Origin of the sequence: Dietzia cercidiphylli (genome assembly GCF_014145145.1) — a bacterium.
Taxonomy (GTDB): Bacteria; Actinomycetota; Actinomycetes; order Mycobacteriales; family Mycobacteriaceae; genus Dietzia; species Dietzia natronolimnaea.
On record NZ_JAALEA010000033.1, the window covers coordinates 1 to 12,731 of the forward strand.

Annotated in this window: 13 protein-coding genes; 8 read left to right on the forward strand and 5 right to left on the reverse strand. The window is 70.2% G+C overall.

Going from position 1 to position 12,731, the window contains the following annotated elements; translation table 11 throughout:
• From G6028_RS01860 to G6028_RS01870, 3 genes are all read right to left on the reverse strand, one after another.
• Nucleotides 1-681 (reverse strand): oxygenase MpaB family protein (locus tag G6028_RS01860; RefSeq protein ID WP_182657878.1); only part of this gene is annotated, 681 nt, incomplete at its 3' end.
• Between the two features lie 77 nt (nt 682-758).
• Nucleotides 759-2,009 (reverse strand): multidrug effflux MFS transporter, encoded by a 1,251-nt coding sequence (locus G6028_RS01865; RefSeq protein ID WP_182644780.1) that lies wholly within the window; start codon nt 2,007-2,009, stop codon nt 759-761.
• 114 nt (nt 2,010-2,123) lie between these two features.
• Complete coding sequence (locus G6028_RS01870) at nt 2,124-2,633, reverse strand: LGFP repeat-containing protein (RefSeq protein ID WP_179525615.1); 510 nt, start codon at nt 2,631-2,633, stop codon at nt 2,124-2,126.
• Nucleotides 2,634-2,771: 138 nt separating this feature from the next.
• On the opposite strand from G6028_RS01870, the gene G6028_RS01875 reads away from it, so the two are divergent.
• On the forward strand, nt 2,772-3,254 hold the full coding sequence (locus G6028_RS01875) for a VOC family protein (protein WP_182652392.1): 483 nt from the start codon (nt 2,772-2,774) through the stop codon (nt 3,252-3,254).
• 80 nt (nt 3,255-3,334) lie between these two features.
• On the opposite strand, the gene G6028_RS01880 is transcribed toward G6028_RS01875, so the two are convergent.
• Nucleotides 3,335-5,032, reverse strand: coding sequence for a fumarate hydratase (locus G6028_RS01880; RefSeq protein ID WP_182657876.1), 1,698 nt, complete (start codon nt 5,030-5,032; stop codon nt 3,335-3,337).
• 64 nt (nt 5,033-5,096) lie between these two features.
• On the reverse strand, nt 5,097-5,663 hold the full coding sequence (locus tag G6028_RS01885) for a protein-L-isoaspartate O-methyltransferase family protein (protein WP_182652390.1): 567 nt from the start codon (nt 5,661-5,663) through the stop codon (nt 5,097-5,099).
• 195 nt (nt 5,664-5,858) lie between these two features.
• On the opposite strand from G6028_RS01885, the gene G6028_RS01890 reads away from it, so the two are divergent.
• From G6028_RS01890 to G6028_RS01920, 7 genes are all read left to right on the forward strand, one after another.
• Nucleotides 5,859-6,770, forward strand: a complete 912-nt coding sequence (locus G6028_RS01890) for a siderophore ABC transporter substrate-binding protein (protein ID WP_182609238.1) — start codon at nt 5,859-5,861, stop codon at nt 6,768-6,770.
• Between the two features lie 19 nt (nt 6,771-6,789).
• Nucleotides 6,790-7,812 carry an ABC transporter permease gene (locus G6028_RS01895; RefSeq protein ID WP_338404121.1) on the forward strand — a complete coding sequence of 341 codons (1,023 nt, stop codon included), beginning with the start codon at nt 6,790-6,792 and terminating at the stop codon, nt 7,810-7,812.
• Complete coding sequence (locus G6028_RS01900; RefSeq protein WP_182652389.1) at nt 7,805-8,854, forward strand: iron chelate uptake ABC transporter family permease subunit; 1,050 nt, start codon at nt 7,805-7,807, stop codon at nt 8,852-8,854. The genes G6028_RS01895 and G6028_RS01900 overlap by 8 nt, the downstream gene beginning before the upstream one ends.
• Nucleotides 8,855-8,869: 15 nt before the next feature.
• Complete coding sequence (locus G6028_RS01905) at nt 8,870-9,751, forward strand: iron ABC transporter ATP-binding protein (RefSeq protein WP_179525609.1); 882 nt, start codon at nt 8,870-8,872, stop codon at nt 9,749-9,751.
• 41 nt (nt 9,752-9,792) lie between these two features.
• Nucleotides 9,793-10,779, forward strand: coding sequence for an LLM class F420-dependent oxidoreductase (locus G6028_RS01910; RefSeq protein WP_179525608.1), 987 nt, complete (start codon nt 9,793-9,795; stop codon nt 10,777-10,779).
• 54 nt (nt 10,780-10,833) lie between these two features.
• Nucleotides 10,834-12,126 (forward strand): acetyl-CoA hydrolase/transferase family protein, encoded by a 1,293-nt coding sequence (locus G6028_RS01915; protein ID WP_182657879.1) that lies wholly within the window; start codon nt 10,834-10,836, stop codon nt 12,124-12,126.
• A gap of 139 nt (nt 12,127-12,265) precedes the next feature.
• The coding region (locus tag G6028_RS01920) for a hypothetical protein (RefSeq protein ID WP_182657877.1) at nt 12,266-12,731 on the forward strand (466 nt) is incomplete at its 3' end.

Sequence of the window (12,731 nt, forward strand, 5' to 3'; positions counted from 1 at the left end):
CAGCAGGAAGTGCCGGGCGTCGAGCGCGGCCGGGGAGGCCTCGAGCTCGGGCCGGTACTCCTCGAGGGCCGCGTCGAGCTCGGCGACGGTCATCGGGACGTCCTGGGCTCCCAGCATGATCCCGGTGCGCGACGCCTGTCGCACGTACTCGTCCCGTCGCTCCGCCGACATCGCGGTGCGCCCGTACAGGCGGTGGCACTCGAGGAAGCCCCAGATCTCGGCGACGTGGACCCACCGCAACAGGTGCGGGTCGCGGGCGTCGTAGGGTCGGCCGCGATAGTCGGTCCCCACCACCGCCCGGTGCACCCCGTTGATCGTCCGGATGAGCTGCGTGGCGTCCGGGACCGTCCCGAAGGTGGTCGTGGCGATGAACTGCGAGGTGCGTTGGAGTCTGCCCCAGGGGTCGCCGCGGTAGTCGCTGTGGTCGGTCACCCCGGCCATGGCCAGCGGGTGCAGCGACTGGAGTAACAGAGCGGTCAGCCCGGCGGCGAACATCGAGGCGTCGCCGTGCACCGCGCAGATCGCATCCCCGGGGGAGTTCCACCGTTCGCCCTCGGAGTGCCAGATCCGTTGCCGTCGTTCGGCGGCGTCGTCACCGGCGATCCGCGAGCGCACCACCAGTCCGGCCCGCCGACGGGCACCGGTCAGGGCTCGGGACGCGGTCGTCGTCATCACCGGCATGTCGGACACCACCTCGGGGGTCGCTCGTGACCGTCACCCTACCCCCGGCCCACGACCGTCGTGTCGCCTCGCAGCGCTCACCCGGCGCGCGCCGACCGGCGGAGCACCGCCGTGAGAGCCACCACGACCACGAGTGCGCAGGCGCCCATCACGGCGAGCATGGGCAGGGCGGAGTGCGGGCCGGAGAACCCTGTCAGCGGCGCCACGAGCGCCGCCAGGCTGAACTGCGCAGCGCCGAGCAGCGCGGACCCGGACCCCGAGTGCCCCCGGGTCGCCTGCATGGACAGGGCTGCCGCGTTGGGCAGGATCGCCCCGATCGACAGGGTCAGCAGGATGAAGCCCACGGTGACCGGTGCCAACCCCAGGGTGCCGGCGGGGGACAGGGCGACGACGACGACGAGCACCGCGATCGCCGTGAGCATGCCGACCACCCCGGTGGCGAGGATCCTCTCCGGTGCGAACCTGCCGACCAGGCGTGCCCCGGCCAGGTTCGAGGCGAGGATGCCGAGGGCGTTGACGGTGAACGCCACCGAGTACGCGGTGGGGGAGAGTCCGACCATGTCCTGGTAGATGAACGGGCTCGCGGAGATGTACGCGAAGAGCACACCGAACGTGAACACGAACACCGACACCCGGGCCACGAACGGCCCGGAGGTGGCCACGAAACGCATGTCGCCCAGGGTGGACATGACGCCGCCGGTACGGCGGTCGCCGGGGTGCAACGTCTCGGGGACCGCTGCGACCACGCCGATCGCCGTGACCACCGACAGTCCGGCCAACAGCCAGAACACGCCCCGCCAGCCGCCGAACGGGACCACGGCACCGCCGACGAGCGGGGCGATCACCGGCGCCACCGACTGGAGGGCCATGAGGGTCGCGAACGCCTTGGCGACACCGGCACCGCGGCCGACGTCCACCACCACGGCCTTGCTCAGGACGATCCCCGCCGCGCCGAAGAACCCCTGGGCGACCCGTCCCAGCACCAGTACCCAGATCGACGGGGCCAGCGCACACACCACGGCCGCGACCGCGGTGCCCACCGAACCCAGGATCAACAGGGTGCGCCTGCCCACACGGTCCGAGAGCGGGCCGATCACGAGCTGCCCCGCGGCCAGCGAGACCATGAACGCGGTCAGGGTGAGCTGGGCGACCGAGGCGGAGACCCCGAACTCCCCGACGATGAGGGGAAGCGCGGGCAGGTAGGTGTCGGTCGCGAACGGCCCGATCGCACCGGCCAGGGCAAGGGGCAATAGCACGGCGGCGGGTACGGTCCCCGGCAGCGTGGACGGGGGATCCGGCGCCTGGGCGCGGGGGAGGGTGGACTTCACGGGAGGACGATAGCCCCGCCGGAGAGGGCCGCGCGACGCCCCGATAACCCGCTTTCACCCCCGTTCCGATGCCCGACGCGCGGGCGAACCGTGCGGGTGACGGGCGACTGCTGGTCAGTCGGTGCGGACCTCGGCGACCCCGTCGAGATATGTGATGACCCCGCCCTCGAAGGTGGAGATCCATCCCCCGTCGGTGGTGGCCTCGTCCGCGGTGGGGAAACCCAGCTCGCCCGCGGGCCCGCCCGCGTCCAGGTAGGCGGCGAGGATCTCGCCCTGCACCACGAAGGCGCGCCCTGCGGGGGTGAGGACGATCGCCCCGCGTTCGAACTCGGTGATCGAGCCGCCCTCTACATCGGTGGCGGGTCCGGCCGCCCGGCCCAGTTCGCCCGCCTCGCCGCCGAGGTCGTTCCAGCGGTCCGCCACGGGTGCCGGGACGTCGACCGTCGAATCGGCGGGCCCGGGGACGGGGGCCGAGGTCGTCGTGGACATCACCTCTGAGGTGGTCGGTGACACCCCGGTCGCCTCGTCCCGGCCCGATTCGCCGTCCGTCCCGCAGGCGGAGAGCCCGGCGGTGGCGGCCGCGGCGACCGTGACTGCGGCGAGGGTACGCGTGATCCTGTTCATGCACGTAGATCCTAGTCGCGGCCAGACCGGCGCCGAACGTCGTTGCCGGATCGCGACACTCCAGGGTGTTCCGCGGGGGCCGCGGTCGGGGGACACTGGATCCGGGCCACGCCCGTCGGGGCGGGAGGAGGGGGCGACATGTCGAGGTTCGTCACGTGTCTGTGGATGGACGGGCAGGCGGAGGAGGCCGCGGAGTTCTACTGCTCGGTCTTCCCGAACTCGCGCGTCATCTCGGTCGACGAGTCCCCGGTCGACACGCCGGGGCCGAAGGCCGGCGAGGTCCTGACAGTGGAGTTCGAGCTCGACGGTCGGGCCTTCCTCGCCCTCAACGGGGGTCCGGGGGTCGAGTACACCGATGCGATCTCGCTGGAGATCCGGTGCGCCGACCAGGACGAGATCGACCACTACTGGGACGGCCTGCTGGCCGGCGGGGGCCGGGAGGTGCAGTGCGGCTGGCTCATCGACCGTTACGGAGTGCGCTGGCAGGTCGCACCGGAGTCGTTGTACGAGCTGTGGCGCTCGGGGGACCAGGCGGCCACCGCACGGGCCTTCACGGTGATGATGGACATGGTCAGACTCGACGTGGCCACACTGGAGGCCGCTGCCCGGGGAGTCTCGTGACGCCACCCCCCGGGCGGTCACCCATGCAGGTCACATAGCCCGCGCGTGTGTGGCCCCCGCAGGTCACAGGCCCGCACAGGTCACAGACCCGGGCGCTTGCCCACCGTCAGCGTGACCTCGCCGGTGTGGGCGAAGAAGTCCTCGCCCTTGTCGTCGACCACGATGAACGCGGGGAAGTCCTCCACGTCGATCTTCCACACCGCCTCCATGCCGAGTTCCTCGTACTCGATCACCTCGACGTGCTTGATGCAGTCCTGGGCCAGCCGCGCGGCGGGGCCTCCGATCGAGCCGAGGTAGAAGCCGCCGTGGGTGGCGCAGGCATCGGTGACCTGCTTCGAGCGGTTGCCCTTGGCCAGCATGACCATCGAGCCGCCCGCGGCCTGGAACTGCTCGACGTACGAGTCCATGCGGCCGGCGGTGGTGGGGCCGAACGATCCCGACGGCATCCCCTCGGGGGTCTTGGCGGGTCCGGCGTAGTAGACCGGGTGATCCTTGAGGTACTGCGGCATCTCCTCGCCGGCGTCGAGCCGCTCCTTGATCTTGGAGTGGGCGATGTCGCGGGCCACCACCAGGGGACCGGTGAGGGACAGACGGGTCTTGACCGGGTGCTTGCTCAGCTCGGCGAGGATCTCCGCCATGGGCTTGTTGAGGTCGATCCTCACCGCCGCTCCCTTGCCGGTCCCGGACACGCCGTGCGTCGCGGCGTCCAGTTCGGCGTCGGTGGTGGCGGGCAGGAAACGGCCGGGATCGAACTCGAGCTGCTCGAGGAACACGCCCTCCGGGGTGATCTTGGCCTTGGCCTGACGATCGGCGCTGCAGGAGACGGCGATCGCGACGGGGAGTGACGCCCCGTGGCGGGGGAGGCGCACCACGCGGACGTCGTGGCAGAAGTACTTACCGCCGAACTGCGCGCCGATCCCGATCTGCTGGGTCAGCTCGAAGACCTTCTCCTCCAGCTCCACGTCGCGGAATCCGCGGCCCGACATGGCCCCCTCGCGGGGGAGCTCGTCCAGGTAGTGCGCCGAGGCGAGCTTGGCCGTCTTGACCGCGAACTCGGCGGAGGTGCCGCCCACCACGATCGCCAGGTGGTAGGGCGGGCAGGCCGCGGTGCCGATCGAGCGGATCTTCTCCTCGATGAACTGCATCATCCGCTCGGGATTGAGGATCGCCTTGGTCTCCTGGTAGAGGAAGGACTTGTTGGCCGAGCCGCCGCCCTTGGCCATGAACAGGAACTTGTAGCTGTTCTCGTGGCCGGGAGTGGTGTCGGCGCCGATCTCGATCTGGGCCGGGAGGTTGTTGCCGGTGTTCTTCTCGTCCCACATGGTGAGGGGGGCGTTCTGCGAGTAGCGCAGGTTGAGGCGGGTGAACGCGTCGTAGACACCGCGGGCGACCGCCTGCTCGTCGGGCCCCGGGGTGAGCACGTGCTGGCCACGCTCTCCCTTGACGATGGCGGTGCCGGTGTCCTGGCACATCGGAAGCACCCCGCCGGCGGCGATGTTGGCGTTCTTGAGCAGGTCCAGTGCGACGAACTTGTCGTTGTCGCTGGCCTCGGGGTCGTCGAGGATCTTGGCGACCTGGGCCAGGTGGTCGGGGCGCAGGTAGTGCGAGATGTCGTGCATCGCCGTCTCGGTGAGCAGGCGGATCGCCTCCGGATCCACGCGCAGGAAGGTCGTGCCGTCCGGGCCCTCGACGGTGGAGACGCCCTCGGTGGTCAGGAGGCGGTACTCGGTGGTGTCCGCACCGACCGGGAGGAGGTCCTCATAGACGAACTCGGGCATCGACGCTCCTGGATCTGTAAGGCGGGTAAAACTTCCGTCCAGGATAATCGTCCGATTGTGCAGGTCAGAATCGGGTGTGGCGCAGGGGGACGAAGCGGTATCCACCGTGGTCGGTGACCTCGAGTTCCCCGCTCGTGCGCCGCACCCTGTGCATGACGTCCCGCCAGGGCGCGACCATCACACCGCCCTCTGCGAGTTGGTCCACGAGCTCCTGAGGGAGGGCCTCGCCCATCGCGGAGACGAGGATCCGGTCGAAGGGGCCGTACTCCGGCAGGCCCAGCTCCCCGGGCCGGGCCTGGTGTACCCGCACCCAGGGCTGGGTGAGGGCCGCGCGTGACCTCTCGACCAGCTCCGGAACCAGCTCGACCGCGTACACGGCGGACCCCGGTCCGCCCAGTTCGCCGAGGATCGCCGATGTCCAGCCGCTGCCGGAGCCGACGTCGAGGACCCGCATCCCGGGGAACGGTTCGAGGAGGGTCATCATGTCCGCCACGGTGGAGGGTTGCGAGTTCGTCTGCCCGTGGCCGATCGGCAGCGGAGCGTCGCGGCGGTGGTCGCCCGCGACCTCAGGGGGGAGGAACCGTCGCCGGTCCTGGGCGCGCATCGCCCTCCGGACCTCCGCGGTGGGCATGCCGGGCCTCCTTCGCGACGGGATTCCGATGGCGTGATCGTACTCGCGCCGGGGTCCCGTGGCCACGGGAGCGGGCCGGTCGGCGCGAGGTCCCCACCACCCGCTTCTGAGGGAAGGCACACCTTGGTTTTGCCCCTGCGCACACGGCGTGGTTAAGGTGAGCCTAACCTACTGACTTAAGCCCCTGGAGACACTGTGAACCGATTCCCCACGATCGTCGCCGCGGCAGCCGCCCTCGCCCTGACCGGCGGCGCGCTCACTGCCTGCGGAAGCTCCGACGCGCAGTCCACCGGCACCGACGGTGAGGGGCCCGCGCGGGTCGTCCTCACCAGCCACGCCGCTGCCGACACGCTCGACGAGCTGGATCTCGAGGACCGGGTGGTGGGCCTGACCAAGACCGGGGTGTTCCCGGACGCGCTCGACACCTATGCGAGCGATGAGTACACGGACGTCGGCAGCCTCAAGGAGCCGAAGATGGACGTCATCGCCGAGCTCGGCCCCGATCTGATCCTGTTCGGTGCGCGCACGGAGGCGATGGAGCCCGAGTTCGCCAAGATCTCGGACCAGGTGATCGCCGGTGATCCCGACACCTCCGACACGGTCGCGTCCAACCGCGCCAAGGTGGAGGAGATCGCCGCCCTGTTCGGTGCCGAGGACAAGGCGGCGGAGCAGCTCGCCGAGATCGACGAGAGGGTCGCCGAGACGCGTGCCAAGGCCGAGGACGCCGGAACGGCACTGGTGCTCATGACCTCGGGCGGCAAGGTCACGGCCTACGGCCCCGGGACCCGGTTCGACATCATCTTCAACGAACTCGGAATGGAGTCGGCCGGTGACGTCGCCGCCGAGGGCAGGCACGGCGCACCGCTCAGCTGGGAGCAGATCGCCGAGCTCAACCCCGATCACGTCTTCGTGATCGATCGGGACGCCGCGATCGGTGCCGAGGGTGAGGCGGCCACAGCGCTGCTGGACAACCCCCTGTTCAACCGGACCTCCGCCGCGACCAACGGCAACGTCCACATGCTCGACGGGCAGAACTGGTACCTCATCGGCGGCGGGCTCGGCGTCCTGGACGCCATGATCGGCGAGATCGACTCGGCAGTCTCCTGACCGCGGGGAGCACCCGGTCGTGACCACCACCCTGTCGGAGAACCGGCCACGGCACCAGGCGCCCTGGCCGGTTCTCGGCGTGGCCGCACTACTGGTGGCACTGGTCGCGAGCGTGTTCGTCGGCGCGGCCGACATCACGGTCCGGGACGTCCTCACCGGTGGCCTCACCGAGGCGCATCGCGTCTACCTCCTCGAGGCCCGCCTGCCCCGGACCGCGGCGGCAGCGCTCGCCGGGGCGTCCCTGGCGGTCGCCGGACTGCTCATGCAGCTGCTCACCCGCAACCGCTTCGTGGAGCCCTCCACCGCCGGGACGGTCGAGTCCGCCGGATTGGGCCTGGTCGTGGTGGCGATCCTCGCCCCGGGCGCCCCGATCGTGGTGAAGATGCTCGTGGCGATGGTGTTCGCCCTCGCCGGCACCGCGCTGTTCCTCGCGTGCATCCGTCGCGTCGCCGTCTCCGACTCCTTCATCGTGCCGCTCATCGGCATCATGCTGGGCTCCGTCGTGGGTGCGGTCGCGGCGTTCCTGGCACTGTCCCGGGATCTCCTCCAGATGCTCAACGCCTGGATGCTCGCCGACTTCTCCGCGGTCCTCGCCGGGCGGTACGAACTGCTCTGGCTGGTGGCCGTCCTCGGGGTGATCGCCTACATCACGGCGGACAGGTTCACCGTGGCCGGGCTGGGGGAGGACGTCGCCACGGGCCTCGGTGTGGATCACCGCACGGTCGTCGCCCTGGGAATGTCCATCGTGGCGGCCGTCGCCGCCGTCGTCGTCGTCACCGTGGGCGCCCTCCCGCTGCTCGGACTCGTGGTCCCCAACGTCGTCTCCAGACTCGTCGGCGACGACGCGCGCCGCGGCCTGCCGCTCGTGGCGCTCCTCGGCGCGGTCACCGTCCTCGTCTGCGACATGGTCGGACGGTCGCTCCCGGGCATCCTCGCCGGTGGCTCGACCGGTGCGGGTGAGATCCCCGTGGGGACGCTGGTGGGGATCATCGGCGGGGCCGTATTCCTGGCGATGATGCTGCGGGCGGTGCGCAATGGTTGAGACCCCTACCGCGGAGCGCCTGCCGCAGCAGCTCCGGCGTGGGCGGACACGGACCGAGTCCGACCGACGACGCCGGTGGCTGGTCACCCTGGTCTGCGCCGCCGTCGCGGTCGGGGCGCTGGCCGCACTCGTCCTGACCGGCCTCCCGGAGACCGTGGGCTCCAGGGCCTGGCACTACTCGCTGGACCGGTTGTCCCGCCATGCCGTGGCGATCGTCCTGGTGGCCGTGGCGGTGGGCGTGTCGACGGTGTTGTTCCAGACCGTCACCGGGAACCGGATCCTCACCCCGGCACTCATGGGCTTCGACTCGCTGTACCTGCTCGTCCAGACGATGCTCGTGTTCTTCGTGGTCCCGCGTCCCGAGGCCCTCGCCGGCGGCCTCATCAGCGGCGGCCTCTCCGGATTCCTGGGGCAGACGGCGATCATGGTCGTGGCCTCGACCGCGCTCTACCTCTGGCTGCTCGGTGGGCGGAGGACCGACATCCACCTGCTGTTGCTGGTCGGCGTGGTGTTCGGGGTGTTCTTCCGCTCGATCTCCTCGTTCTTCCAACGCCTGCTCGACCCGGCCGCCTACCTGCGGGTCCAGGACGCCATGTTCGCCAGCTTCCGGGGTGTGCAGCCGGACATCCTGGTCGCGTGCGGACTCATCGTCGCCGCCTGCCTGGGTGTGGTCGTGCTGCTCGGCCGCAGGCTGGATGTGATGCTCCTCGGCCGTGACCCGGCGGTCGCCCTGGGCGTGAACCACCGCCGGGTGACGATCGTCGTGCTGGTGGTGGTCTCGTTCCTCGTCTCCGCGTCGACGGCGCTGATCGGCCCGGTGATGTTCTTCGGGCTCATCGTCGCCAACGCCGCCTACGCGCTCCTCGGGACCACCCTCCACCGCTTCACGCTGCCCGTCGCCTCGCTGCTCGGCGTGGTCGCGCTGGCCGGTGGGGAGTTGGTGCTCGGCGCCCTGGGCGTCGAGTCCGCGTTGAGCATCGTCATCGAGTTCGTCGGTGGCCTGCTGTTCCTGTTCCTGCTCCTGACCAACCGCGCACGCTGACGAAAGAAGCAGATCATGTCCCTCCTCCCGTTCCGTCGCCGCGGTGACCGGACCAGCGCGACCCCGTGGCCGGCCGAGCGCCCGACCGGGGGCGGTATCGAGGCGAACTCGGTGTGCGCGTCATACGGCGACACACAGGTCCTCCGCGACGTCACCGCGTGCTTCGCCCAGGGCGGCGTCACCTCGTTGATCGGACCCAACGGCGCCGGCAAGTCCACGTTGCTGGGGGTCATGAGCCGACTCCAGGGAGCCGACTCCGGACACGTCCTGGTCGACGGGGTCGATGTGTCCGTGAACGGTGGCCGCGAGCTCGCGCGACGCCTCGCGGTGCTGCGTCAGGAGAACGCCGTCTCCATCCGCCTGACGGTCCGCGAACTCGTGGCCTTCGGCAGGTTCCCGCACAACGGTGGCCGACCCACCCCCGGGGACGACGAGCACGTCGGGTACGCCCTGGCGGCGATGGAGCTGGAGGGCCTGGCCGACCGGTACCTCGACGAGCTCTCCGGCGGCCAGCGCCAACGCGCCCACATCGCCATGGTTCTCGCGCAGGACACGGACTACGTCCTGCTCGACGAACCGCTCAACAACCTCGACCTGCGTCACGCCACCTCGATCATGCGGTTGCTGCGCCGGACCGCCGCGGAGCGGGACAAGACCGTCGTCCTGGTGATCCACGACATCAACATCGCCGCCGCCTACTCGGACCGGATCATCGCCATGAAGGACGGCTCGATCGTCGCCGACGGCACGCCGGCGCAGATCATGCGGACCGACGTCCTGCGGTTGGTGTACGACATGGAGATGCAGGTCGCCGAGGTCGCGGGGCGATACGTGGCGCTGTACTTCGACGGCGAGGACGAGCCGGAGGGCATCGGCGCGGTCCTGTCCACCGCCTGACCGGCTCTCCCGGCGTGGCCCACGGCGCTAGTGTCGGGGGCATGCGTTTCGGACTCTTCCTGCCCCAGGGCTGGCGGCTCGACCTGGTCGACGTGCCCCCCGCCCGCCACTGGCCGGTCATCACCGACCTCGCCACCCGTGCCGACGCGGGCCCGTGGGAGTCGGTGTGGGTGTACGACCACATGCACACCGCACCGCTCACCACCGGAGAGGCCACCCACGAGGCCTGGACCCTGATGTCCGCTCTCGGCGCGGTGACCTCCCGGGTGCGGCTGGGTCAGATGTGTACCTGTCTCGGGTACCGCAACCCCGCGCTCCTGGCGAAGATGGCGTCGACCGTGGACCACATCTCCGGCGGACGCGTCGAGATGGGGATCGGGGCCGGCTGGTACGAGCACGAGTGGCGGGCCTACGGCTACGGGTTCCCCTCCGCCGGTGAGCGGATCGCCATGCTCGACGAGGGCGTGCGGATCATGACCGAGGCCTGGGCCGACGGCATCGTCTCGCTCGAGGGAGACCACTTCCGGGTCGACGGTGCGATCGTGCGACCCCGGCCACTGCAGGAGGGTGGCATCCCGATGTGGATCGCCGGCGGCGGCGAACGCAAGACCCTCCGGATCGCCGCCCGCCACGCCGACTACACGAACTTCGACGGCAGCCCCGAGGGGTTCGCCCACAAGTCGGAGGTCCTGTTCGCACACTGCGCGGACGTGGGCCGGGACCCGTCCGAGATCACGCGCACCGCCAACTACAACGTGGCCGTGGGGGAAACGGAGAAGGACGTCGCCGACAGGCTGGCGTTCCTCCGTGACCGGATGGCCCGCCACGTGGGCGCGGACGAGGCGGACCGGCAGCTCGGCGCGTACCGCGGGCTGCCCGCGGTGGGCACGCCCGGGCAGATCGTGGACAAGCTCCGCGAACTCGAGGGTCTGGGGATGACCTACGGGGTGTTCTACTTCCCAGAGATCGCCACCGACACCTCGGGGCTCGAGTTGTTCGAACGCGAGGTCATCCCGGCCCTGGCATGACCCGCCCGCCGGGCGGACGTCCCCACCATCCCCGACCACCGGAGTGCGACCGTGATCAAGGACATCCACTATGAAGAGCTGCCCGCCGAGGCGGTACTCGATCACGTCACCCCGGGGATGCACATCATCTCGCCGATCCAGAACGCGGCGCCCCCGGCGTTGCTGCGCGCTCTCGACGCGGGGGCCGAGGGGTTCTCCGGCGTCACCATCCACCACATGGACCCCTGGGAATCGCTGCCCTTCATGGAGGGTGCGTACCCGGGCAGGCTCCGGCACGTGGACTACTTCCTCGGTCCCGGTTCGCGGAAGAACTTCCACGAGGGCACGTGCGATCTCGTTCCGGTCGACTTCGCGCAGGTGCCGGCGACCCTGCGTGAGTTCAGCCCGCCCGGCCTCGCCGTGACCACGGTCTCCGAGATCGACGAGCACGGGTTCTTCTCGATGGGCACCAACGCCGACTACGTGGCGTCCTTCATCGGACAGGTGCCGTTCTTCGTCGAGGTCAACGCCAACATGCCCCGGACCTTCGGGCGCAACCACATCCACATCTCCCAGGTCGTGGGCGTGACGCGGAACGACGCCCCGATGATCTCGATCGAGCCGCCCGTGCCCGGCGAGATCGAGCACGCGATCGCCAACCTTATCGCCGAGCGGGTGCCGGACGGGGCCTGTCTGCAACTGGGGGTCGGCAAGCTCCCCAACGCGGTGCTGTCGCGGCTCACCGGGCACGAGAACCTGGGGATCCACACCGAGGCGCTGTCGGACGGCGTGATGGACCTCGTGGACGCCGGCGTCATCGACGGATCACGGAAGACCGGCCGGCCGTTCAAGCACGTCACCACCTTCGCGGTGGGGTCGCAGAAGCTCATGGACTGGCTGCACAACAACCCGTCGGTCGCCATGCTCCCGGTGGACATCGTCAACGACCCGCGCGTGATCGGTCAGGAGCACAATCTCCATTCGGTCAACGCCACGAGCGAGGTCGACCTCTACGGGCAGGCGGCATCGGAGACGATCGGTGGACGGTACTGGTCCGGAGCCGGTGGTCAGGCGGACTTCGGCAGGGGCTGCAGGTTCTCACCCGGTGGCCACGGGTTCATCGTCACCCCGTCCCAGACCTCCGGCGGTATCAGCCGGATCACGCTCTCGTTGACGCCCGGGAGCCCGGTGACCACCCACAAGAACATCATCGAGAACGTCGTGACCGAGTACGGGATCGCCACGCTCAGGGGTCGGTCGGTGTCCGACCGCGCCGCCGCACTGATCGCGATCGCCCACCCGGACCACCGCGAGCGGCTGAGTCGGGAGGCCCGCGACGCCGGGCTGTTGCCGCGGACCGTGCACTAGGGCCGGATCCCCGACGGCCCACCGGCGCCACGTGCGCGGTGTCCACGTTCGCGGTGTCCACGTGGGTCGACCGGTGGCAGGGGGCCCGGAGGGGGGTTACGTTTCCGGTGGAATGTGACCCCTGACATCGGAGGAAATCATGGACCCCATCATCTGGATCGTCATCGGGGTGGTCGCAGTGGTCGTGGTCATCGCGTTGATCGCGTTGGCCGCGAGGAACAGCAACAGGAAGAAGCTCGGCGAAGCGGCCGAACTGCGTAAGGACGCCCGGGAGCGGGAGCAGCAGCTGGAGCGTCAGCACTCCGTGGCCCGTGAGCAGGAGCACCGCGCGGGTGCGGCGGAGCAGGAGGCCAAGGCCAAGGCCGCGGAGGCGGATCGCCTGCGGTCGGAGGCCGAGCAGCACCGTTCGGTCGTCGACGAGCAGCGTCAGGACGTGCGCCGCATGGAGCAGCACGCGGACAAGCTCGATCCCAAACACCGCGCAGACGCTCCCGGCCGCACCGATGCCCCGGGCCACGCCGATGCGCCCGGCCGGACCGGTGACCGCAACCCGGTGACGGACGAGTCCGGTCGGACCGACGTGCGCGGCGGCGCCTCCACGGCCG

Coding starts and splice junctions, on each gene's coding strand:
- G6028_RS01870 (WP_179525615.1), bottom strand. CDS start 2,633: ATGAACAGGATCACGCGTACCCTCGCCGCAGTCACGGTCGCCGCGGCC.
- G6028_RS01875 (WP_182652392.1), top strand. CDS start 2,772: ATGTCGAGGTTCGTCACGTGTCTGTGGATGGACGGGCAGGCGGAGGAG.
- G6028_RS01880 (WP_182657876.1), bottom strand. CDS start 5,032: ATGCCCGAGTTCGTCTATGAGGACCTCCTCCCGGTCGGTGCGGACACC.
- G6028_RS01885 (WP_182652390.1), bottom strand. CDS start 5,663: ATGCCCACCGCGGAGGTCCGGAGGGCGATGCGCGCCCAGGACCGGCGA.
- G6028_RS01900 (WP_182652389.1), top strand. CDS start 7,805: ATGGTTGAGACCCCTACCGCGGAGCGCCTGCCGCAGCAGCTCCGGCGT.
- G6028_RS01905 (WP_179525609.1), top strand. CDS start 8,870: ATGTCCCTCCTCCCGTTCCGTCGCCGCGGTGACCGGACCAGCGCGACC.
- G6028_RS01910 (WP_179525608.1), top strand. CDS start 9,793: ATGCGTTTCGGACTCTTCCTGCCCCAGGGCTGGCGGCTCGACCTGGTC.